Below are 24,890 nucleotides of genomic sequence, written 5' to 3' on the forward strand. Positions count from 1 at the left end.
AAACAAAAGTAGATGAATAGAAGAACAGATGGCATCTTTTTTTATTTATTGTCTATTAGGAACATAGAATAGGCCTTTTTTTTCTCTTTTACAGGATTGAATCTATACAAGGGAATTGAGAGCACAAAAAAAATTGCAAAAAGAATATCCCTATTATTTAAAGCTAATCGGAAACAACTCCAAAGTGCAGTATTATATCTTCTTATTTTACCATAGCACAAATATTGGTAAATTCTATACCTACTAGTAAATAGACTATACATTTTATCAAATGTTAGTTTAGATGTAGATATGTTTCCTTCCCGTGTATAATAAACATATATTTTATTTTTAATAACTTTTATATTAGTTGATCTATATCCAACTCTTACAGAAAATAAAGCATCATTTCCCTTTTCAATTTCCTCAAATTCTACATCCTCACAAATAAGTTCCTTTTTTATCATTTTATTCCATGGAGCCCATAAATAATACCGTATATTATTTATCATGTCTTTATGTCCTTCTAGATAAGATTTTATTTGTATAGAGATAATGTTATCACAATGTTCCATGGTCTTTTCTATGATATGATCACAGGCAAAATAAATTATATCATAATTACTATTCACATATTTATCCAAAACGTTCATTAAATCTGTTGTATAATGATCATCTGCATCAGGAAACAAAAACCATTTTCCCTTTGCATAAGTCAATCCTATATTCCTGGCATATCCCGCTCCCTTCCCTTCTTTTGTAAAATAAACCTCAACACATTTTTCATTTAAGCCTGGAAAACACTCAAAATTCACGATCTTAGGATCACTATTATCATCAACTATAATTATTTGGATATCATCACGTTTGGGAATTGAATCAATACATCGTTGAAGAAGATGTGGTACATTCCTATGAGGTATTATAAAAGAATAATTAATTTCTATTTCCATACGCACTAATACAAACTAAATATTAAATCATTTTTTTTGTTTATTTTTTCTCCGCTTTGATTCTAAAATGGTCACTAACTTTTGGTTTACCACATATCTTTCTGTTGATGAAAGACCGCATAAATAGGCAAGAGAAAATAAAATAAGTTCTAATATAAAACTTGAAAGAACAGCTGTAAAAAAACTATCCTGTTCCATCTTTTTATGTAAGATATAAACTATACAATAGGTGATAAACACAATAAGTATATTTTTGCTGAAAATATGTGTCACATAGTATCTAATTTCATAGATGGGCAAGATTCTACTTATTAAAACTATCCGAATAAGTACCCCCAATAATGTAACAAATAATGATGCATAGAGAACTGAATATGGCGGATATCCAATTGATAACAATAAATAAGCTATCGGTAATTCTGTCAGCATAACAATACAAATTATTACTTGAAACCATTTGATTCTTCCCGTGGCTTGCATGGCTGTTGTTAATGGACTAGATATAGCATACAAAAGATTGCATACAATCGTTAATATCAGAAAAATATCCGTATATTGTGGAACTTCTACCAACCATAAATTTAATATATAGGTAATATTAATCATTATAGGCAGGGAAATGACAGCTAACAAATAAAATGAAAATCTACAACCTGCATATACTAACTCTTTAGATCTGTATAAGTCTCCTACTGCATACGATTTTGTTATTTGTGGATTCATCGCCATCATAAAATTAGCAGAAAAACTATTTATTAGCGAACCTACCTGAACTGATATTCCGCGTGCAGCATTAACAACTGTACCAAAAAATAGATTCAAGAGAATATTAGATAATTGATCTTTAAAAGAAAATCCTAAATTCCCAACCAAACTCCAACCAGCAAAGGCAAACATTTCCCTAAATTGTTCAATATTAAAGCTAAAAGTATAATGACACTCCTCAAAATGCCTTTTACAATAAAAGCAATATAAGGAACGTAAAAGCAATGCAACGCAAAATACCAAAATTGAATATACAATCAATTTATCATAAGATATAAATAACAGCAAATAGGCTATTGCTAACTTCAAACTAACTTCGAAGATACTAATATATGCAAATGCGCTCATTTTTTCGTGTGCCACAATAGAAGCATTATAAGGAACACTGATTACATTCACAGCAAATACGAATATAGATAATTGGAGTGTCCAATTGGCAGCCATCATTCTATCTGATGGAATATTCAGTTTGGTATTGAGGAACCAAACTCCTATTACTTCCGATAAAACAACAATAATAAACGCAATAGCTATGTGTATAGTTAAAGTCGTACAAAAAACATCTTTAAGTTTATGTAAATTTCCCTTTCCTAACTCATATGAAATAAAACGTTGTGAAGTTGCAATCATAGCCGAATTTAAGAAAGCAAATATTGTAACAATACCACCAACAAGATTGTATATGCCATAATCCTCTATTCCCAAACTTTCAAGTACAATACGACTTGTAAACAAACCTATTCCCATACTGAAAAGCATACGAAAATAAAGTAATAGAGTATTTTTAGCTATTCTTTTATTATTTTGCTGAGATAAAGCAGACATTTTCAATTATAAAAAAGCACATTAAAATATTATGTCTATAATAGACAAGTCCCGTAATATGTATCCTGATTCTATTAATATATTCAAATCACTTGAAAGATATATATCTTCCACCTGTAACATTACTAATCTTACAGCCCACACATTAGTAACGTGTCACCCCACACGTTACTAATCTTCCGGCACGCACATTACTAACCTTTCAAAGGTCTTGTCCTTTTCCGAAAAGAACAAGGTCTTTAAAAAAAAGAACAAGACGTTTTCATTAAAAGAACAAGAGCTTTTTAAAATTTGACCTGTTGTTTTTTCCATAATGGCATCTACATGCCGAACCGCCTTACTTTTCCTTCAGATCTTTCAGCCATTCCGCAAACGTCCTGCCTGTCGGCATTCCGGCTGAAGGATATGCATCGTGAAATGTTTCAGCCGGAAAATATCCTTCAGGAAAACGACTCCCCAAAAATCGGAAGAAGATCAGTTCGGCTGAAACATTCCAATCCCCAGCTGAAGGATTCCCGAACCCAATCCTTCAGCCGGAATGCCCACGGGTAGGGCGTTTGCGAGCAGGATGAAGCTTTTGAAGGATTTTTCAGGGTATTTCCTATAGAACATGATCGATGACCATATTCCACTGAAAAAAGTAAGATATCTTCGTGAGCAAAGTAAGATATGTTCCCAAGCAAAGTAACACCACTTACTTGCCTCACGAAGTCCACATACTTTTCTTTACAACAAAAAAGACCTCACGGCCATCTCATGCCAGTGACGATAATCCCCCGTCGGTAAAGAATGCTCCAACCATACTTTCCGGTAAATTCCATCGTGCAAAAGGATGTACTCACCCAAACAGCCCTCCGCCTCATCGGCAGGAACGGAAGCCATCACCACATATTCCACACAACCCGGGACACGAAACAAAGTCAGCTCACTTTCAGAAAACAAACCGCTCAACCTACAGGCGGAACGTTCAAAGGCCACCCAATACGCACCAATGTCATACAGATGAATGAACTTATCATTATTCTGTTCCCTGGCTAAGATTTCCTTATGCTGATTCTGAATCAGCTGTTGGAGCCGGATGCCGGACGGCATGGATGTGGTTCTACACATTATTATATATAAGATTTATATTATCAGATCGTTTACTTTCCCATTAATCAAGGAATAAGAATGTTTAACGTAGCAAATGAAGTCATCTCTTCTTCGGCTCTTCTATCACTTCTATCAAGTCCGGCGAAAGCGTCGCCATGGCCATGGCTATCACTCCTTGCAGACTGATAACCACACGACGGTCTCTCGCACCTTTCACCTTTACAAACACCCCCTCGTAGCCCTCGAAGTCACCACCCGTAATACGGACTTTCGTACCTTTACGCAGGTTCACCTCATCGGGACTAAAGAAGATAAGATGCTCGTCATACGTTCCAGCCACAGCGATAAACTGCTTCATCTGATCATCGGGCACAATGATTTTCTGTCCGTTGCGGATATCAATCATGTATTGAAGATACGGAAGTTTAAACTTCACCTTCTGGAGTTCGGACTGGACGGCATGAACAAATATCAGATCACTGATAACAGGAACCAACTCACGCCTCTTGCGCCCGTTCCTTATACGAACTTCGTAACGCATGGGGATGAAGTTGTTGATTCCTTCTTTATCCAACAAAGCCTTGATCTGCATCCCCCGGCGATAGGTGGCACGCATGGCAAACCATTGCATTTTTTCACTTGAAAGCATAGTTATGGAGCTTTGAAGTACAGATATCTATCTGCAATTCAATCAATTACGAGGAGTTTCGTAAAATACAAGAGGAATCGGCCTCTTGTGATTAAGCTGACCGGAGAAAAGCTATTTCAACAAATGGAGGATAGAAATCCGCACGATGTAGATGCAGCCTGTCGGGTCAACCGATGACCTTCCGCAGATTCCCGAACCGGACGGTTCATATATGTTAAATCAGAAATTTGTAATACCTATATATAAAAAAAGCGCGGGAATCTGTACCTGTTACTCGTCCCACACTTCGAAGGCTTTGCACTGCCCATTGCTGTCTGAACGAGCAACGCAGAAGCCCACGCCGATATGTATAACAACACTTGAATACACCTTTGACCAACAAAGGCGCACCAAGGATATAAACATACCCCGCAGACATCCACTGTTGCTTTGTCTCTGACAGCAATTTCAAAAGGTGCAAATTTTCGAAGCGTCAAGAACAAAACGTCAAGTAAACGTCTTTTCTATATATGTATATTTCCCACCTCCCATAACTTCCCTGCGGAAGTATCAGCGTAGAAAACGTGGCAAAGATAGCAATTTAATAAATAGGACGAAAATATATTCCGCTATTTTTAGTGATGTTTCTTTATTACTTAAAAAGCAAACAAGAAACAGATTGTAGGTGTGCTTGCCTTGATGCAAACTTTTCTGAGCACATCATCGCTCTGATGGTTAAGATATAAGATACAGCGAACAAGGCTACCTGGTACTCGGTACACGCCTACCCTGTCTGCATCACATGCTTGCCCGGTTCTTTGTACGAGCTTGGCTTGTTCACCGCATCTCCCTGACGGATGCAAAAACGTCACGCAGCAACATAGCCGTATTTGTTTATTCTAGCCATATCTTCCTTATATTTAATTATCTTTCTGTTGAAACTATGATTGTGGAAAAATTAACATAAAAAAGGCGTGAAACCAAATGGAATCACACCTAAACTATTATTAAGAGATTAATCAAACGGCAAGTAATTCTTTTCCCAAAAGATGGAGAGCCTCTTTAATCTGCATCTTCCTTATATCACTCGGCTTTTTAATACCATAGATATACTTGGAAAGAAGACTCTTGTTTATTCCCATACTACGTGCAACCTCTGACACATTTAGTTGAGGGAAACGTTTAAATATCATTGCTATCTCATTTTCATAATCCGGCTCCGCTGTATCGAAAAAACTGGATATATGAATATCCTCATCCAATGATTCCCAACGAATATCGTCACCAAACTTTCCTATCTTGAAATCAAGGCGCTCTCTGTCACTTGCATCCTTCAGCAAAGGGAATGCCTCTAAGGGACGGCTGAAAGTTTCTCCACCATCCGTTTTCATATAAATGCGGTTAGCATCAAACCAAATGTCTTTTATTGTATCCATAACTTTCAGTTTTAATAATCATTCTCCATGATATTTTTAATTTTACTAATACAATATAGGGATAAATATTTATCCCCACAAATAAATAAGCAAAAAAATAGCGACAACTCTTTTCGAACCACCGTTCCATAACCTATGATGTACAAAGGAACTGATTTCCCTCCTGTTTTCCTAACAATCATCATCCGGCACACGGGTTCTTGCGTGTCAGAGCAGAGCTGCCATTTAATTGGAAAGATAATAATTATCTAAAGAATATATTTGTAGTTAAAAAGTTTCCTACACAAGAAACTTTATCTATTTTTGTGGTATGAATACGAATTTGCAAAAAATAGGAGAACTTTTGGCCCAATGCCGAAAAAACAAAGGATTGACACAAGAAGAAGTCGGGGTGATGATTGGCGTCCAAAAAGCAATGGTTTCCAAAGTGGAAAACGGTCTGTGTGTTAATTTTGGCACTGTCAACCGCATAGCGGAGGCGTTGGGTGTCGAACCGATAGTGGCGCTCAAGTCCAAAAAGAAAGCGGACAAGAACCTAATCGATTATGTGATGACGGTCATTGTCGAATTTGCGCGCCGTCACGATTTGACAATCCGGGAGGCAAGCAATTATATCAGACGTTTCAAAGGCATTGATTTTCTCACCGAATTTTACGATGTGGAACACACGCTTTCTTTTAACGACTGTGTGGATGACCTAACCATCGTCTGCCAAAACAATGGAGGAACATTGCGATGATACTTTACCACGGTTCAAATACGGCAATCGACGGCATCGACCTCAACAGATGCCGCCCCTATAAGGATTTCGGCAGAGGATTTTACCTGACCGACATTAGGGAACAGGCCCAAAGGATGGCCGCAAGAACAGCGCGGATGTTCAGCGGAAACCCCACTCTGACTATGTTTGAGTTTGACCTCGAAGAAGCGCAGTCGAGCGAATTGAAAGTCAAGGTTTTCAAGGAGCCAGACTGGGAATGGGCACGTTTTGTCATGTCGAACCGCGATATAAACACTACTCAGCCTTGCCACGATTACGATATCGTAATTGGCCCTGTTGCCGATGATACCATTGCGCGCTTGCTACGTTTATACACCGAGAATTTTATTAACGAAGAACAACTATTGCACGAACTGACATTTTCGAAAGTGACTTCACAATATTTCTTTCACTCAGAGGCAGCGATTAAAATGCTGAAACGACTATGAACACGAATACCGCAAAATTCCTCTTTGAAGGAATATCCGCCGATGTAGTCCGTTACTTGGTGGAACGTAATGATATGGATTTGCAGGAAGCCATCTCCACATTCCACAATTCGGAGACATTCGTCAAACTGGAAGACTTCTCCACCGGCCTGTATATCGAAAGCCCGGCATACGTCTATGACCTGCTGATGTCGGAACTGAAAAACGGAAAGCTGGTACAATAACAATAGGGCATTATTTATCTTCTGGTCATTTTATTCTTCAATCCATTCTACAATTTCCTGTGAAAGCGGACTGGTAGTAGAGCCGATTGAGGCAACCCATCTACCATTTTCATCAATCAGAAACTTATGAAAGTTCCACCCTATTTTAGCATCCGAAACCCCGTTTTCACTTTTATGCGTAAGCCATTGATAGAGGGGAGCTATATCTTTTCCCTTTACAGATATTTTAGCCATCATAGGAAAAGTCACTCCATAATTCAACGTACAAAACTCCTTGATTTCTTCATTCGTTCCGGGTTCCTGATGCAGGAAATTATTAGCAGGAAATCCGATAACGACAAAATCATCTTTTCCATATTTCTCATACAATTCCTCCAACTTGGCGTATTGGGGAGTGAAACCGCATTTAGATGCCACATTGACTACCAATACTTTCTTACCCTTGAATGTGGAAAGTGGCAAGTCCTTCCCGTCAATAGTCTTGACCGTAAAGTCATAAAAACTTTTTTGCTGTGCGCCAGCTACCGATGTGATCATGGTTACAATTATGCTTAATATAAATGTTTTCATTTGAAATGCTATTTTATAATAGAACAATTCATGAACTTGAAAAGTTTTCTCTGAAAGAAAAGATTGGCGGATACCTATCGGACAGCTTCCTCCATGTTACCAAAAAGAACCTTTGTTTTTTGGAGAAGCAGGGAAAAGAAAGTATCTTTGTATGCTATACATATCTCTTTTACCAGAGTTTATTCATAAAAAAACAATATAACTAATGGAATATGCACCTTCAAACAGGAAACGATTGCCATACGGCATGATGAACTTTGCAGACATCCGTTTCGACAATTATTATTATGTGGACAAAACCGCCTTCATCCCACTGATAGAACAGTCGGACCGGTTTTTCTTCTTCATCCGTCCCCGGCGATTTGGCAAAAGTCTGACCTTGAGTATGCTGCAACATTATTATGATGTACGTACCCGCGATAAGTTTGACGCCCTGTTCGGAGACCTCTACATAGGAAAGCACCCCACGCCGGACCGCAACAGCTATCTGGTGCTGAAACTCAATTTTTCCGGTATCAGCGGGGAATTGCACAACTACCGTCAAGGACTGGATGCACACTGCCAGACCATGTTCGACTATTTCTGCGATATCTATGCCGACTATCTCCCACAAGGTATCAAAGAGAAGCTGGATGAAAAATCAGGAGCGGTAGAACAATTGGAATATCTGTTTACGGAGTGCAACAAGACTGAGCAGAAAATTTATCTTTTTATCGATGAGTATGACCACTTTACCAATACCATTCTCTCCGATGCCGAAAGTCTGCACCGATACACTGAAGAGACACACAAAGAGGGCTACCTGCGCGCATTCTTCAACAAAGTGAAAGCCGGAACTGATTCCTGCATCAAGCGTTGCTTCATCACCGGAGTAAGCCCCGTAACCATGGATGATCTCACCAGCGGATTCAATATAGGTACCAATTACTCCCTCTCACCAGAGTTCAACGAAATGACAGGATTCACGGAAAAGGAAGTGCGTGAGATGCTGACGTATTATTCCACAAACAGTCCGTTCAACCATACCGTCGGCCAACTGATAGATATCATGAAGCCGTGGTATGACAACTACTGCTTCGCACCGGAATGCTACGGAGAAACCACCCTGTACAATTCCAACATGGTTCTCTATTTTGTCAAAAACTATATTCTGCGCGGCAAAGCGCCACAGAAAATGATAGAAAGCAACATACGCATAGACTACGAAAAACTCCGGATGCTGATTCGCAAGGACAAGGAGTTTGCTCATGATGCCTCCATCATACAAACCCTAGTAAGTCAAGGATATATCACCGGAGAACTGAAGGATAGCTTTCCGGCTGCGAATATTGTCGATCCGGACAATTTCGTGAGTCTGCTCTATTATTTCGGTATGCTTACCATCAGCGGAATGCACGAAGGGAAAAACAAACTCACCATTCCCAATCAGGTAGTGGAAGAGCAACTATACACCTATTTGCTGAATACATACAATGAGGCCGACCTTAGTTTCAGCAGTTATGAGAAAGACGAATTAGCCAGTAAACTTGCTTATCGGGGCGACTGGCAGGCCTACTTCGGTTACATAGCCGACTGTCTGAAACGTTACGCTTCACAACGTGACAAACAGAAAGGAGAGTTTTTCGTACATGGATTCACACTGGCCATGACAGCGCAAAACCGCTTCTACCGCCCTATTTCTGAAGCGGATACACAAGAAGGATACGCTGATCTTTTCCTGTGTCCTTTGCTGGAAATCTATCCGGACATGAAGCACAGTTATATCATAGAGTTGAAATATGCCAAATACAAAGATTCTGAAAGTCGTGTGGAAGAACTGAGGCTGGAAGGGGTCGCTCAGGCAAATCGTTATGCTGATTCCGACCGAGTGAAAAATGCTGTAGGCACCACACAGCTACACAAAATAGTAGTGGTCTATAAAGGAATGGAAATGAGAGTGTGCGAAGAAATAGCACCTTTGCATGAAACGTACAACTAAAGATATCTTAAAAGGAAAAAGAAGCTACAACGATTTATGAGCAAACAAGGAACCATCATTGTGGTAGATGATAACAAAGGAGTGCTGTCGGCAGTAAAGCTATTGCTGAAAAACCATTTCGAACATATTGTCACACTGCCCTCACCCATCACACTGCCCGCTGCGTTGCGTGAAGAAAACGCACAAGTAGTGCTGCTGGATATGAATTTCAGCAGCGGACTGAATACCGGGAATGAAGGTCTGTACTGGTTACATGAAATAAAGAAAATACAACCCTCCCTGCCCGTAGTACTTTTCACAGCATACGCTGACATAGACCTGGCAGTACGCGGCATCAAGGAAGGGGCGACAGACTTCATCGTCAAGCCCTGGAACAATGCCCGGCTGATAGAAACCTTGCTGTCTGCCTGCCGCAATTCCTCCAAGAACAAGAAGAGAGCGGAAGTCCCTAAAACCGTATCTTCTATGTATTGGGGAGAAAGCAATGCCATGAAGCAACTGCGGACGCTGATAGAGAAAGTGGCGCAAACGGATGCCAATATCCTGATTACAGGAGAGAACGGCACAGGAAAAGAAATGCTGGCGCGGGAAATACATGCGTTGTCTGCCCGATACCGGCGGGATATGATAACAGTGGACATGGGTGCCATCACCGAATCCCTGTTCGAAAGCGAATTGTTCGGCCATAAAAAAGGCTCGTTTACCGATGCCCATGCCGACCGTGCAGGTAAGTTCGAAGCCGCCCATGAAGGGACTTTGTTTCTGGACGAAATAGGCAACCTGCCCTATCACCTGCAATCCAAACTGCTCACCGCCATCCAGAGCCGAAGCGTGGTACGAGTAGGAAGCAACGAACCGATACCGGTCAACATACGTTTGATTTGCGCCACCAATTGTGATTTGGAAGAGATGGTGGCCAAAGGCAAATTCCGCGAGGATTTGCTTTACCGCATCAATACCATCCACATCGAGATTCCCCCTCTGCGGGAACGCAAAGAGGATATTATCCCTTTGGCCGAACGCTTTATAGACCGGTTCTGCAAACAATATGACAAAGGAACGATCCTTCTTTCTACCGGTGCGCAAGAAAAATTACGGACACATCCGTGGTATGGAAACATACGCGAACTGGAACATGCCGTAGAGAAAGCGGTCATTATCAATGAAGATGGTATATTGAGCGAGGAACATTTTCATTTTCCCCGAAAAGCAGCGGCTCCTGCGACAGAGACAAGTGTTTCAACTCTGGAAGAGATGGAATTGCAAATGATTCAGAAAGCGATAGAGAAATGCAACGGAAACCTCTCGGCAGTAGCGGCACAGTTGGGAATTACCCGGCAGACGCTTTATAACAAGATGAAAAAGTTCGGACTATGACCTATTTTTAAATAGGAACTAAAGAAACATCCAAACGAAACAATAAATAATCAAGCTGTGAAACAATTCTTCTTCCGCCTATTTACCGTACTGGTTCTAGCCATTGCCTGCACCCTGCTGATTCAGCAACGCAACTGGCTATGGCTATGTATCGTTATACCTTCGTTCCTCGTTTCCATAGGCTGGTTTTACCGCCTGTACACTTTTAATACTCGAAAAATAGCCTTTCTGCTCGATGCTATCGAAAATGATGACCCCGCCGTTCGTTTTTATGAACATGCCTCCCCCAGTGATTCCACTATGGTCAATGTCATGCTGAACCGCATCGCATGTATTTTGTACAATGTAAAGCAGGAAACGGCACAACGCGAGAAATACTATGAACTGATTATGGACTTTGTAGAAACCGGCATTGTAGTACTGAACAGCAAAGGCTCCGTCTATCAAAAAAACAAAGAGGCCATGAATCTGTTGGGACTGGATGTTCTGACTCATGTCAAACAACTCTCCCGCATCTCGGATGAACTGATGACTGCTTTGGAAAAAGCAGTTCCGGGTGACAAGCTGCAAATTCAGTTCAACACCGAACGGGGAACGGTGCATCTTGCCTTACGGGTGTCCGGCATCCGGATCAAAGACGAGGAACTCCGCATTATTGCCTTGAGTGACATCAACCGGGAATTGGATGAGCGGGAAATAGATTCATGGATACGCCTCACCCGCGTGCTGACACACGAAATTATGAACTCCCTGACCCCTGTGACCTCCCTCAGCGAAACGCTGCTGGCACTTCCCGGCGCAGAGAACGAAGAGATGAAGCAAGGATTGGAAACGATCCACACCACAGGTAAAGGATTGATAAACTTCGTCATGTCCTATCGTAAACTGACACGCCTGCCAGCGCCTGAGCCATCTCTATTTTATGTTCTTCCCTTCCTGGAACGAATGATAAAACTGGCACAGCACCAGCATCCGTGCCCCAACATCACCTTTTCCATCCTCGAAGCCCGGGAAGATCTGATAGTCTTTGCCGACGAGAACCTGATAGCCCAAGTCGTCACGAATCTGCTGAAGAATGCGATTCAGGCTATAGGTACTGCTCCTGACGGAAGGATTACCATAAAAGCCTATTGTGACCAACAAGAAAGTATCCGTATCGAAATAGCCAACAACGGCCCTGCCATTCCTCCCGATGCAGCCGAACAAATCTTTGTACCTTTTTTCACCACCAAGGATGAGGGAAGCGGTATCGGCCTAAGCCTGAGCAAGCAAATTATGAGACTGAGCGGAGGCACACTGACCCTGCTACCTTACAAGGAAAAGGGACAGGATACTATTTTCGTACTGGTCTTTAATTAATAATGTGCTTGGCAAATTGACAAATTATTTAAAATGAAACATTCTCCTGAATTATTAGTTTATAAAGCCTCTGCCGGTTCGGGAAAAACATTCACACTGGCTGTGGAATATATAAAACTGCTGATACAGAACCCACGGGCATACCGTAATATACTGGCAGTGACCTTTACCAACAAGGCCACTACCGAAATGAAAGAGCGGATTCTGAGCCAGTTATACGGAATATGGATAAAAGATAAGGATTCTGACCCCTATTTACAGAAAATCACAGAAGAGCTGCAAATGCCCCAAGAAGACATAAGGACAGCCGCCGGTACGGCACTGCACTACATGATACATGATTACAGCCGCTTCCGGGTAGAAACCATTGACTCATTCTTCCAGTCGGTGATGCGTAATTTGGCACGGGAACTGGAATTGGGCGCCAATCTGAATATCGAACTGAACAATATGGAAGTACTGAGTGATGCCGTGGACTCCATGATAGAAAAGCTGGACCGGAAATCTCCCGTACTCTATTGGCTGTTGGAATATATAGAAGAAAGAATAGCCGATGACAAACGATGGAATGTTTCCGGCGAGATAAAGAATTTCGGACGAAACATCTTCGATGAAGGATATATAGAAAAAGGAAACGGACTACGGGAAAAATTACGGGACAAAGACTGTATCAAGAACTACCACAAGACGCTGCAAGCCATTTTGGAAGAGGTGCAGGAACAAATGAAAGGATTTGCCGATCAATTCTTCGGAATATTGGATACAGACGGGGTGAAAGTAGAAGATCTGAAAAACGGCTCCCGAGGTATAGCCAGCTATTTTAATAAACTGCAATCGGGTAAACTGGATGACAGCGTCCGCAATGTAACAGTGGAAAAATGTCTGGACTGCCCCGACGAATGGGTGAAAAAAACTTCCCCCATACGCAACGCTATCATAGGCCTGGCAGAAAAAGAACTGATTCCCCTGCTGAATGAATCGGAAAAATACAGAAGCCGGAACAATATGCTGGCCAATTCCTGCCAACTCTCCCTACGCCACGTAAACAATATCCGTCTGCTGGCCAATATAGACGAGGAGGTACGCGAATTGAACCATGAGAACAACCGTTTCCTGCTGTCGGATACCAACGCGTTGCTTCATAACCTGGTAAAAGAAGGAGATTCCTCTTTTGTATTCGAAAAAATAGGAACGACCATACGCAACGTAATGATTGATGAATTTCAGGACACTTCGCGTATGCAATGGGACAATTTCCGTCTGTTGCTGCTCGAAGGACTGTCCCAAGGAGCCGACAGCCTGATTGTAGGAGACGTGAAACAATCCATCTACCGCTGGCGAAACGGTGACTGGGGCATACTGAACGGACTGAAAACAAACATCGAAGCCTTTCCCGTCAAAGTAAAGACACTGACCACCAACCGCCGGAGTGCCGCAAACATCATTCACTTCAACAACGAAGTGTTTACAGCCGCCTGCGAGGTGTTGAACAACATTTACAAGGAAGAACAAAAAAAGGAATGCAAGGAACTGAAGGAAGCCTACAGCGACGTGTGTCAGGAGACATACAAAGATCCCGGAAAAGGGTATGTCAAAGTGGAATTTCTGTCGGATACGGAAGACATGACCTATATGGAAAACACCCTGCACCACTTGGGAGAAGAAGTGGAGCGGCTTGTGGCGCAGGGTGTACAACTGAAAGATATGGCCATCCTGGTACGCAAGAACAGAAGCATTCCTTTAATAGCCGATTACTTCGACAAGAACACGTCTTACAAAATCGTATCCGATGAGGCATTCCGACTGGATGCCTCACTGGCGGTATGTATGATAATGGATGGTCTGCGCTGCTTGTCACAACCCGGAAACCGGATTGCCAAGGCGCAACTGGCTGCTGCTTATCAGAATGAAGTATTACATAAAGGAATAGACCTCAACACTCTATTGCTGAACGAAATAGATGATTATCTGCCATCCGCTTTTACAGAAGAACTGGAGCAGCTTCGCCTCATGCCACTGTATGAACTGATGGAAAAACTTTTCAATCTGTTTCAGATGTCCTGCATCGAACAACAGGATGCCTATCTGTGCGCCTTCTTTGATGCGGTGACGGAATATTTGCAAAGCAATTCTTCCGAATTATCCGCTTTTATCACCTACTGGGAAGAAAAACTAGGCAGCAAGACCATCCCTTCCGGCGAAGTGGAAGGAATTCGCATTCTCTCCATCCACAAGTCCAAAGGATTGGAATATCATACCGTACTGCTACCCTTCTGCGACTGGAAAATGGAGAATGAGACTTACAACCATCTGGTATGGTGTGCTCCCCGGCAAGCTCCGTTTAGCGATCTTGACATTGTTCCCATCAACTATTCCACAGCCATGCAGCAATCCATTTATCGGGAAGAGTTCCTGAACGAACGCCTGCAATTATGGGTGGATAATCTGAACCTGCTTTATGTAGCATTTACCCGTGCCAAAAAGAACTTGATTATATATGGAAAGGCGGAACAGAAAGGAACGGTATCCGAATTGTTAGGCAATGCCTTATCCGACATGACCGGAAAGAGCTATGCCACCGGAGAAGAAATATACGAACTGGGAACACTCTATCTCTCCTCTCACGAAGAGGAAAAACAAGTGTCCGGCAACAAGCTGCTGACTGTAGCCCGACGTTTGCCTATTCATCTGGAAACGCTGGAAACCAACATCGAATTCAAGCAGTCCAACCGTTCTGCCGAATTTATCCGGGGAGAAGAGGAAACGGAAGACAAATACATCCGGCAAGGACAGCTGTTGCATAATCTGTTCTCCGTAATCCGTACCACGGACGATGTGCCTCCCGCCATAGAACGCCTGCGTTTCGAAGGAATCATAGAGTCGGCACAACAGGAAGAACAGATACGAAAACTCACCGAATGGGCTTTGAGGCATCCGCTGGTCAAAGAATGGTATTCGGGCAGCTGGGAACTATACAATGAGTGTGCCATTATTTATCGGGAAAAAGGAGTGTTGCAAACCCGCCGTCCGGACCGCGTGATGATAAAAGACGGGGAGGTGATTGTGGTGGACTTTAAATTCGGAAAAAAACGGAAGGCTTACAACAAGCAGGTGAAAGAATATATGGATTTATTATCGAATATGGGATATGAGCATATCCGTGGCTATTTATGGTATGTATTTAACAACGAACTGGAGGAAATAGAATAATGGAAAGCTTTTTGAAACTGGTAGCAGCCGATTTATATAAACATACGGAAGGAAACCTGGCACATACAGCCGTGGTTTTTCCCAACAAACGTGCCGGACTTTTCTTTAATGAGTATCTCGCCCAAGAGTCGGACTCACCTATTTGGTCGCCCGCATACGTCAGCATCAGCGAATTGTTCCGTAGTCTTTCTCCATGGGAAGTGGGTGATCCGGTAAAACTGGTATGCGAACTTTATAAGATATTCCGACGGGAAACTCAAAGTACGGAAACACTGGATGATTTCTATTTTTGGGGAGAAATGCTGATCAGTGATTTTGACGATGCCGACAAAAACAAAGTGGATACCGACAAACTGTTTTCCAACTTGCAGGATCTGCGCAACATCATGGACGACTACACCTTCATTGACGATGAGCAGGAAGAAGCTATCCGGCAGTTCTTCCAGAACTTCTCCATCGAACGGAGAACAGCGCTGAAAGAACGGTTTATCTCCTTATGGGACGTATTGGGAAACATCTACAAAGGGTTCCGTGAATCCTTAGCCTCTCAAAACATTGCCTACGAAGGAATGATGTACCGCCACGTGATAGAGCATCTGGATGTGGACAAACTTCCCTACGAGAAATATGTTTTTGTAGGATTTAATGTGCTGAACAAAGTGGAACATACGCTGTTCACCCAATTGAGAGATGCCGGAAAAGCTGTCTTTTATTGGGACTACGACGAATTTTACAGGAGGGAAAACAGACAAGCCGTCACCCATGAAGCCGGAGAATTTATCCGCCGGAACTTACGCGACTTTCCTTCTCCCCTGCCCGATGAACTGTTCAACAATCTCTCGAAGCCTAAAGAAGTACACTATATCGCATCTTCCACTGAAAATGCACAAGCCCGCTACCTGCCTCAATGGATACGGAACAATCTGACCACACCGGAAAAGGAGACCGCAGTCGTATTGTGTAACGAAGCATTGCTTCAACCGGTCCTCCATTCGTTGCCGGCAGAAGTGAAACATGTCAATATCACCATGGGATTTCCGTTATCGCAAACTCCTGTATATAGTTTCCTCATCGCCTTACTGGAATTGCATACCCACGGATTTAATTTCAAAAGCGGCCGTTACACGTTTCAATCGGTTGTTACGCTGTTAAAACATCCCTATACCCGCCAACTCACCGGCCAGGCCGAATTGTTGGAAAAAGAACTGACCCGGGACAACCGTTTCTATCCGTTACCCGGCGAATTGGGCAAAGACGAATTCCTGACCCGGCTTTTCACTCCGCTTTCCGGAAACCTGAATCTGTGCATACGTCTGTCCGAGACTTTGCAGCAAGTGGCAGGTATCTACCAGACAAACACTTCCGGTACCGGGGACACAGATGCATTCAACCAACTTTACCGGGAGTCGCTTTTTAAAGCCTATACCACCATCAACCGTTTCCGCACACTGATAGAAGAAGATGAATTAACCGTACAGCCCGAAACCTTCCGGCGATTGCTGGTCAAGGTCTTGTCAGCGACTAATATTCCATTCCATGGCGAACCGGCCATTGGTATGCAGGTCATGGGGGTATTGGAAACACGTAACCTGGATTTCCGCCACTTGGTATTACTGTCGGTCAATGAAGGGCAGCTTCCCAAATCGGGAGGAGACTCTTCCTTTATTCCTTACAACCTGCGCAAAGCTTTCGGAATGACCACCATAGAGCATAAGATTGCCGTATATGCATACTATTTCTACCGTCTGCTGCAACGGGCAGAAAGGATTACCTTGATGTACAATACCAGTTCGGACGGACTGAACCGCGGCGAATGGAGCCGTTTCATGCTGCAATTCCTTATTGAATGGCCTCACCCCATCACACGTCAGTTTCTGGAGGCCGGACAGTCCCCCCAAGGCACCTCGCCTATCACTGTAGAAAAGACCCCGGATGTCATGCGCCGGATGCAAAACCTGTTTGATGTCCGTGCCAATCCCAAAGCAAAATTTTCTCCATCAGCCTTGAACTATTACCTGGATTGTCCTTTAAAATTTTATTATAGGTACGTAGCCGGTCTCTCCGCCCCCGATGAGGTGAGTGCGGAAATAGACTCCGCCACATTCGGAAGTTTTTTCCATTACGCCGCCGAGCATATTTATAAAGACCTGACCACTCATGGCAAAGTCATTCATAAGGAGGCATTGGAAACGCTGCTGCGCAATGAAGTGAAGCTGCAAGATTATGTGGATGCAGCCTTCAAGGAATTATTCTTTCATGTGCCGCAAAACGAGAAACCGGAATATAATGGCGTACAACTTATTAACTCTGCCGTTATTGCAAGATATTTAAAACAACTTTTACAAAACGATTTACGTTACGCTCCCTTCACTTTTGTGGCGTCGGAAATAGAAGTGGACGAACCCATCGACATACAGACACCCAGAGGAGTCATCAAATCACGTATCGGGGGAATTATCGACCGTATGGACAGCAAGGATGGCACACTCCGCATTGTGGACTACAAGACAGGCGGTGACGCAGACACCCCACCCAACGTGGAGTCTCTGTTTGTTCCGGACAAAAAACGCTCCAACTATGTATTCCAGACGTTCCTGTATGCCGCCATTCTATGCCGCAAGCAGCCAACGATGAAGATAGCTCCGGCCCTTCTCTATATTCATCGGGCCGCCACAGAAACTTACTCTCCCGTTATACAAATGGGCGAGCCACGAAAACCCAAAGAAGCCGTGGAAGATTTCAGCAACTATGAAAAGGAATACCGTGAACGACTTCAAGGATTATTAGAAGAAATCTTTCATCCGGAAAAATCATTCACCCAAACAGAAACCATAGAAAAATGTGCCTATTGCGACTTCAAGGCCCTATGCAGAAGATAGCTGTAGCGGTTAGTGATTAGTGGTTAATACCTGCGGCATGACAGCGCAGCCCACTAACCACTGATCACTAACTACTATTCCCTATTTCCTATTCCAACGCCCTCTGTCTGCAAAAACATCCACAGAATTTATCTTCCACATTCTCTATCGGTGCTTTGAAGATGCCATAGACGGAAGACCCCGAACCACTCATGGCGGCATACACCGCACCCAAATCATACAATTTATCCTTTATGGCAGCAATCTCGGGGAACTTTTTGAAGACACTATCTTCAAAATCATTCTTCATACTGTCTTTCCATGTTTCTATAGGCTGCTTTACAATCTCTTTCAAAGAGACAGCCGGGCGCACAGGCTTTATTTCGGCAAACGCATCCCGGGTGGATACAAAAATATCAGGTTTAATCAGGATAATGTGATATCCCTTTAATGACAATTCCACAGGCTCGAACAGATTCCCGATTCCGGTAGCGAAAACAGGTTTGTTTTGAATGAAAAAAGCACAGTCCGCCCCTAGTTTTGCCGCATATTCCTCCATCTGTCCGGTGCTGAGCCCCAATGAAAATTTATCATTCAGAAGCTTTATCATACAAGCGGCATCTGATGATCCGCCCCCCAGTCCGGCACCCGCCGGTATATGCTTGTACATGTGTATATCTACCGGCAGCAGTCCGGGATAGTCTTTTTTTAATAACTTGTAGGCTTTTACTACCAGATTGTCTTCGGGCTCACCCTCCAAAGGAGATCCGCTTAGGTGTAAAGTGTATTCGTTGTCATTGTTTTCCCGCCGTGTCACTTCCAGAGCGTCTTGCAGGTTTATCGGATAAAATATAGTTTCCAGATTGTGGTATCCATCCGGGCGCTTTTCTATAATATTAAGTCCCAAATTAATCTTTGCATTAGGAAATGTAATCATATTCTGTTCTTTAAATAATTATTTTTAGTGTGTTTCGTCAAGATTGCTGCCCGTTCTACAAAGATGCACGCCATCTCTTTATCCGGACAGAGCGCCAAATATAGAACAAACTTTTCATTTTACCATATAAAAAAACCAATTACTGTCCAGATTGTTCATTTCTCTGTTGATCCAGGTTCATATTTCTTTTATTATTTTTGGGGATGGACGAGTGTCCAACTCAGCAAAAAGTTCTATCTTTGCCCTACTTTAAACAGATGACAATGGCAGAAACGAGAAAAACGACACGCACTCCCAGAGCTCCGAAAGCAAAACCTGTTGACGAATACGGACATTTGCAGCCTCAGGCACCTGAGCTGGAGGAAGCTGTATTGGGAGCTTTAATGATAGAAAAAGACGCTTACTCATTAGTAAGTGAGATTCTTCGCCCCGAATCTTTTTATGAACGCCGTCACCAGCTTATTTATTCGGCTATCACCTCGTTGGCTCTGCGCCAGCAACCGGTCGATATCTTGACAGTGGCCGAACAATTACGTAGCACCGGTGAACTGGAAGAGGCAGGCGGTCCTTTTTATATAACACAGCTGAGCGGCAAGGTAGCCTCTTCCGCACACATAGAATATCACGCACGTATCATCGCGCAGAAGTTTCTGGCACGCGAACTGATCACCTTTACCAGCAACATCCAGACAAAGGCTTTCGACGAGACCCAAGACGTGGACGACCTGATGCAGGAAGCGGAAGGAAAACTGTTCGAAATCTCACAACAGAACATGAAGAAGGATTACACGCAAATCAACCCTGTCATTCAGGAAGCGTATGAGATGCTTCAAAAAGCGGCGGCACGGACGGACGGTCTGAGCGGTCTGGAAAGCGGTTTCCATGCATTGGACAAAATGACCTCGGGCTGGCAGAACTCCGACCTGGTGATTATCGCCGCCCGTCCTGCCATGGGTAAGACGGCTTTTGTGCTTTCCATGGCAAAGAACATGGCGGTAAACGCGAAGATCCCTGTGGCTTTGTTCTCTCTTGAAATGTCCAACGTACAGTTGGTCAACCGTATGATTGTCAACGTGTGCGAAATTCCGGGTGAGAAAATCAAGAGCGGCCAGCTGGCTCCGTATGAATGGGGACAACTGGACTATAAGATAAAAGAATTATACGATGCACCGATGTATGTGGATGATACACCATCCTTGTCCGTCTTTGAATTACGTACCAAAGCACGACGGCTTGTACGCGAGCATGGAGTAAAGATTATCATCATCGACTACCTCCAGTTGATGAATGCCAGCGGAATGTCGTTCGGCAGCCGTCAGGAAGAGGTCAGTACCATTTCACGCTCGCTGAAGGGGTTGGCCAAAGAGCTGAACATCCCCATCATCGCACTGAGCCAGTTGAACCGTGGTGTGGAAAGCCGTGAGGGTATTGACGGAAAACGTCCCCAGCTCAGTGACCTCCGTGAATCCGGAGCCATCGAGCAGGATGCCGATATGGTATGCTTCATCCACCGCCCGGAATACTATAAAATCTATTCGGATGAAAAAGGGAACGACCTGCACGGTATGGCGGAGATCATTATCGCCAAGCACCGTAACGGTGCCGTAGGCGATGTGCTGCTGCGTTTCCGTGGCGAATTCGCCCGTTTCCAGAATCCGGACGACGATATCATCGTACCTATGCCGGGTGAGGCGCCGGGTATTATCCGCTCCAAGATGAACGGTGGCGGCAACAGTGTGCCTCCCCCATCTCCCGATACCATACCTGCCGATAACAATCCGTTCGGAGCACCTATGCCCGAAGGGCCTTTACCGTTCTGACACTTATTTATCCCTCACAGAATGAACACGGATTATTTCCCTCAAAGAAAAAATCTGTGTTAATCTGAGTAATCTGTGGTGGATAAATAACAGGATAAAAGAAAATAATTACTAAATTTGCAGGTCATTTTGAAATACATAAAAAATATCATATATGAATATCTCTTATAATTGGCTGAAAGAATACGTCAACTTCGATTTAACACCCGATGAAGTAGCCGAAGCGCTGACCTCCATCGGTCTGGAAACCGGAGGCGTAGAAGAAGTCCAAACAATCAAAGGTGGTCTGGAAGGTATTGTCATCGGCGAAGTGCTGACTTGCGAACCTCATCCCAACTCGGACCACATGCATGTCACTACTGTCAACTTGGGACAAGGCGAACCGGTACAGATTGTCTGCGGAGCCGCTAACGTAGCTGCCGGACAGAAAGTGGTGGTTGCCACACTGGGTACCAAACTATACGATGGCGAAGAATGTTTCACCATCAAGAAATCAAAGCTCCGCGGAGTTGAATCCATGGGTATGATCTGTGCCGAGGACGAAATCGGTATCGGAACCAGCCACGAAGGTATCATCGTACTGCCGGCGGATGCCGTTCCGGGTACTCCCGCCAAGGATTATTTCAATATCAAGAGCGAATACGTACTGGAAGTGGATATCACTCCGAACCGTGCGGACGCCTGCTCACACTACGGTGTGGCGCGCGACCTGTATGCATATCTGATTCAGAACGGCAAACAAGCCACCTTGAAACGTCCGTCTGTGGAAGCGTTCAAAGTGGATAACCATGATCTGGACATCGACGTCGAAGTAGAGAATACGGAAGCCTGTCCGCGCTATGCCGGAGTCTCCATCAAAGGGGTCACTGTAAAAGAAAGCCCCGAATGGCTGCAAAACAAGTTACGTCTGATCGGGGTACGTCCCATCAACAATATCGTGGATATCACCAACTACATCCTTCACGCCTACGGCCAGCCCCTGCACTGTTTTGATGCAGATAAGATTAAAGGCGGTAAAATCGTAGTGAAGACTGTGGCCGAAGGTACTGCATTCGTCACGTTGGACGAAGTGGAACGCAAATTGTCCGACAGGGATCTGATGATATGCAACACCGAAGAACCGATGTGCATTGCCGGCGTATTCGGCGGTCTGGATTCGGGAACAACCGAACAGACAGTAGATGTGTTCCTGGAAAGCGCTTATTTCAACCCTACCTGGGTACGTAAGACAGCCCGCCGCCATGGATTGAGTACAGACTCTTCTTTCCGTTTCGAACGTGGCATTGACCCCAACGGAACCATTTATGCCTTGAAAGAAGCGGCTCTACTGGTTCAGGAACTGGCAGGAGGTACTATCTCTTCCGAGATCAAAGACAACTACCCTGCCCCGACAGCCGATTTCACCGTAGAGCTGAATTATGAAAAAGTCCACTCACTGATAGGAAAAACCCTACCGGTGGAAACCATAAAGAGCATTGTCACCAGTCTTGAAATGAAAATTGTGAACGAAACGCCCGAAGGCCTGACTTTACAAGTCCCCCCCTATCGTGTGGATGTGCAACGTGATTGCGATGTAGTGGAAGACATTCTCCGTATCTACGGATATAATAATGTGGAGATTCCTACTACCTTGAAATCCAGCCTGACCACCAAAGGTGAAGTGGATTACTCCCAGAAATTGCAGAACCTGATTTCAGAGCAACTGGTAGGTTGTGGATTCAATGAAATACTGAACAACTCACTGACCGCCGCCGCTTATTACGAAGCATCGGAAACATACAAGAACGAAAATCTGGTGTACTTGATGAACCCATTGAGCAACGATTTGAACGTGATGCGTCAAACCTTGTTATTCGGTGGTTTGGAAAGCATCCAGCACAATGCCAACCGTAAGAACGCTGACTTGAAATTCTTTGAATTCGGTAACTGCTATTTCTATAATGCAGAAAAGAAGAACCCGGAAAAAGTGCTTGCTGCATATACGGAAGAATATCATTTAGGACTGTGGGTAACCGGCAAACGCGTCAGCAATTCATGGGCCCATCCCGATGAGAACAGCAATGTTTACGAGCTGAAGGCATACGTGCTGAACATCTTCACCCGTTTGGGATTGAGTTTCGGCAACGTGGTATTCGGTAACCTGACCAACGATATCTATTCAACAGCCATCAGCGTACACACACGTGGCGGCAAGTTATTGGCCACCTTCGGCATCATCAGCAAGAAGATTCAAAAGGCATTCGATATAGACAATGAGGTATATTATGCCGAAATCAACTGGAAAGAACTGATGAAAGCCATCAAGTCCGCTAAAGTCAACTTTAAAGAACTTTCCAAGTTCCCGGCTGTGAAACGTGACCTGGCTTTGTTGATTGACAAGAATGTGCAGTTCGCGGAAATCGAAAAAATAGCCTATGAGACAGAAAAGAAACTGCTGAAAGAAGTGGAACTGTTTGATGTCTATGAAGGCAAGAATCTGGAAGCGGGCAAGAAGAGTTACGCGGTGAGCTTCCTGTTGCAGGATGAAAGCGCGACACTGAACGACAAACAGATTGACAAGATCATGTCCAAACTGATTGCCAACCTGGAAAACAAACTAGGTGCAAAACTAAGATAACAATAAAAATAACCATTATAAAACTACAATCCAATGGGAAGAGCATTTGAATATAGAAAAGCTACAAAGCTGAAAAGATGGGGCCACATGGCCAAAACATTTACAAGACTGGGCAAACAGATCGCTATCGCAGTAAAGGCAGGTGGTCCGGAACCCGAAAATAACCCAACCCTGCGTGGTGTTATCGCTACTTGTAAGCGTGAAAACATGCCGAAGGATAACATCGAACGCGCTATTAAAAATGCAATGGGTAAGGATACCAGTGACTACAAAGGTATGACTTACGAAGGATATGGCCCTCACGGAGTAGCTGTATTTGTCGATACATTGACAGACAACACTACCCGTACCGTGGCAGATGTGCGTTCAGTCTTCAACAAATTCGGTGGAAACCTGGGTACTACCGGTTCTTTGGCTTTCTTGTTCGACCATAAATGTGTATTCACCTTCAAGAAGAAAGAAGGAATAGATATGGAAGAACTGATTCTGGACTTGATCGACTATAATGTAGAAGATGAGTTCGATGAAGATGAAGAAGAAGGAACAATCACTATCTACGGTGATCCGAAGAGCTATGCAGCTATCCAGAAGCACCTGGAAGAATGTGGTTTCGAAGAAGTGGGTGGTGATTTCACTTATATCCCCAACGATTTGAAAGACGTGACTCCCGAACAACGTGAAACGCTGGACAAGATGGTAGAACGTCTGGAAGAATTCGATGATGTTCAAACCGTTTATACCAATATGAAGCCTGCATCTGAAGAGGAAGAATAAAATGAAAATAACCTATAAGACGCAAGGCACTTGCAGCAGCCACATTGAAGTGGAAGTGGAAGATGACGTTATTCAACAAGTTTTCTTTTGGGGCGGATGCAATGGAAATTTACAAGGCATCAGCCGGCTGGTGAAAGGAATGAAAGTGGAAGAGGTCTTACAGAAACTGGAAGGTGTAAGATGCGGAAACCGCTCCACCTCCTGCCCGGATCAATTATGTAAGGCGTTGCGTGAAATGAAACAATAAAAAAGAGGCTGTCTCATCTTGCAGTTCAAGTG

19 protein-coding genes are annotated in these 24,890 nt (G+C 43.6%); 12 read left to right on the forward strand and 7 right to left on the reverse strand.

Features of this window, described 5'->3' with window-relative positions; genetic code table 11:
- Nucleotides 1-41: 41 nt before the first annotated feature.
- From ACYQ0C_RS11210 to ACYQ0C_RS11230, 5 genes are all read right to left on the reverse strand, one after another.
- Nucleotides 42-932: a glycosyltransferase family 2 protein gene (locus tag ACYQ0C_RS11210; protein WP_007835148.1), complete on the reverse strand. Its 891-nt coding sequence runs from the start codon at nucleotides 930-932 to the stop codon at nucleotides 42-44.
- Between the two features lie 27 nt (nucleotides 933-959).
- The gene (locus ACYQ0C_RS11215) at nucleotides 960-2,522 is read right to left on the reverse strand and encodes a lipopolysaccharide biosynthesis protein (RefSeq protein ID WP_016277605.1); all 1,563 of its coding nucleotides are present in this window, start codon (nucleotides 2,520-2,522) and stop codon (nucleotides 960-962) included.
- Between the two features lie 726 nt (nucleotides 2,523-3,248).
- Nucleotides 3,249-3,632, reverse strand: coding sequence for a hypothetical protein (locus ACYQ0C_RS11220; RefSeq protein WP_025077169.1), 384 nt, complete (start codon nucleotides 3,630-3,632; stop codon nucleotides 3,249-3,251).
- Between the two features lie 82 nt (nucleotides 3,633-3,714).
- On the reverse strand, nucleotides 3,715-4,263 hold the full coding sequence (locus ACYQ0C_RS11225; RefSeq protein ID WP_016277607.1) for a UpxY family transcription antiterminator: 549 nt from the start codon (nucleotides 4,261-4,263) through the stop codon (nucleotides 3,715-3,717).
- A 998-nt stretch (nucleotides 4,264-5,261) separates the two neighbouring features.
- Complete coding sequence (locus ACYQ0C_RS11230; RefSeq protein ID WP_016277608.1) at nucleotides 5,262-5,678, reverse strand: DUF2442 domain-containing protein; 417 nt, start codon at nucleotides 5,676-5,678, stop codon at nucleotides 5,262-5,264.
- A gap of 310 nt (nucleotides 5,679-5,988) precedes the next feature.
- Between ACYQ0C_RS11230 and ACYQ0C_RS11235 the strand changes: the two genes are divergently transcribed.
- From ACYQ0C_RS11235 to ACYQ0C_RS11245, 3 genes are read left to right on the forward strand one after another with little or no spacing between them, the layout of a single operon-like run.
- Entirely contained in the window at nucleotides 5,989-6,417 is a 429-nt protein-coding gene (locus ACYQ0C_RS11235) for a DUF3791 domain-containing protein (RefSeq protein ID WP_005852645.1), read from the forward strand.
- On the forward strand, nucleotides 6,414-6,887 hold the full coding sequence (locus tag ACYQ0C_RS11240; RefSeq protein WP_005852647.1) for a DUF3990 domain-containing protein: 474 nt from the start codon (nucleotides 6,414-6,416) through the stop codon (nucleotides 6,885-6,887). Before ACYQ0C_RS11235 ends, ACYQ0C_RS11240 begins: the two co-directional genes overlap by 4 nt.
- Nucleotides 6,884-7,111 carry a UBA domain-containing protein gene (locus ACYQ0C_RS11245; protein WP_005839961.1) on the forward strand — a complete coding sequence of 76 codons (228 nt, stop codon included), beginning with the start codon at nucleotides 6,884-6,886 and terminating at the stop codon, nucleotides 7,109-7,111. The genes ACYQ0C_RS11240 and ACYQ0C_RS11245 overlap by 4 nt, the downstream gene beginning before the upstream one ends.
- Nucleotides 7,112-7,141: 30 nt before the next feature.
- Here the strand turns inward: ACYQ0C_RS11245 and ACYQ0C_RS11250 are convergent, their stop codons facing one another.
- Nucleotides 7,142-7,681, reverse strand: coding sequence for a glutathione peroxidase (locus ACYQ0C_RS11250; protein ID WP_008668754.1), 540 nt, complete (start codon nucleotides 7,679-7,681; stop codon nucleotides 7,142-7,144).
- Nucleotides 7,682-7,886: 205 nt separating this feature from the next.
- On the opposite strand from ACYQ0C_RS11250, the gene ACYQ0C_RS11255 reads away from it, so the two are divergent.
- The 5 genes from ACYQ0C_RS11255 to ACYQ0C_RS11275 are packed head-to-tail and all read left to right on the forward strand — an operon-like array spanning nucleotide 7,887 to nucleotide 18,484.
- A complete protein-coding gene (locus tag ACYQ0C_RS11255) occupies nucleotides 7,887-9,659 on the forward strand; it encodes an AAA family ATPase (protein WP_016277610.1) in 1,773 nt (590 codons plus the stop codon).
- A gap of 36 nt (nucleotides 9,660-9,695) precedes the next feature.
- A complete protein-coding gene (locus ACYQ0C_RS11260; RefSeq protein WP_016277611.1) occupies nucleotides 9,696-11,036 on the forward strand; it encodes a sigma-54-dependent transcriptional regulator in 1,341 nt (446 codons plus the stop codon).
- Nucleotides 11,037-11,093: 57 nt separating this feature from the next.
- Nucleotides 11,094-12,395, forward strand: a complete 1,302-nt coding sequence (locus ACYQ0C_RS11265; protein ID WP_016277612.1) for a sensor histidine kinase — start codon at nucleotides 11,094-11,096, stop codon at nucleotides 12,393-12,395.
- A 33-nt stretch (nucleotides 12,396-12,428) separates the two neighbouring features.
- Entirely contained in the window at nucleotides 12,429-15,605 is a 3,177-nt protein-coding gene (locus ACYQ0C_RS11270; RefSeq protein WP_016277613.1) for a UvrD-helicase domain-containing protein, read from the forward strand.
- Entirely contained in the window at nucleotides 15,605-18,484 is a 2,880-nt protein-coding gene (locus ACYQ0C_RS11275) for a PD-(D/E)XK nuclease family protein (protein WP_016277614.1), read from the forward strand. The genes ACYQ0C_RS11270 and ACYQ0C_RS11275 overlap by 1 nt, the downstream gene beginning before the upstream one ends.
- Nucleotides 18,485-18,572: 88 nt before the next feature.
- Here ACYQ0C_RS11275 and ispE read toward each other — a convergent pair whose 3' ends face one another.
- Entirely contained in the window at nucleotides 18,573-19,400 is an 828-nt protein-coding gene (ispE, locus tag ACYQ0C_RS11280; RefSeq protein WP_016277615.1) for a 4-(cytidine 5'-diphospho)-2-C-methyl-D-erythritol kinase, read from the reverse strand.
- 263 nt (nucleotides 19,401-19,663) lie between these two features.
- Between ispE and dnaB the strand changes: the two genes are divergently transcribed.
- The 4 genes from dnaB to ACYQ0C_RS11300 all read left to right on the forward strand — a co-directional run bounded on the left by dnaB (nucleotide 19,664) and on the right by ACYQ0C_RS11300 (nucleotide 24,858).
- Nucleotides 19,664-21,220: a replicative DNA helicase gene (dnaB, locus tag ACYQ0C_RS11285; RefSeq protein WP_016277616.1), complete on the forward strand. Its 1,557-nt coding sequence runs from the start codon at nucleotides 19,664-19,666 to the stop codon at nucleotides 21,218-21,220.
- Nucleotides 21,221-21,374: 154 nt separating this feature from the next.
- On the forward strand, nucleotides 21,375-23,837 hold the full coding sequence (gene pheT, locus ACYQ0C_RS11290) for a phenylalanine--tRNA ligase subunit beta (protein WP_016277617.1): 2,463 nt from the start codon (nucleotides 21,375-21,377) through the stop codon (nucleotides 23,835-23,837).
- A gap of 33 nt (nucleotides 23,838-23,870) precedes the next feature.
- Nucleotides 23,871-24,611 (forward strand): YebC/PmpR family DNA-binding transcriptional regulator, encoded by a 741-nt coding sequence (locus ACYQ0C_RS11295; RefSeq protein ID WP_016277618.1) that lies wholly within the window; start codon nucleotides 23,871-23,873, stop codon nucleotides 24,609-24,611.
- Between the two features lies 1 nt (nucleotide 24,612).
- A complete protein-coding gene (locus ACYQ0C_RS11300; protein WP_007835123.1) occupies nucleotides 24,613-24,858 on the forward strand; it encodes a TIGR03905 family TSCPD domain-containing protein in 246 nt (81 codons plus the stop codon).
- The last annotated feature ends 32 nt before the right edge of the window (nucleotides 24,859-24,890 follow it).

The organism is Phocaeicola sartorii JCM 17136 = DSM 21941, assembly GCF_054653615.1.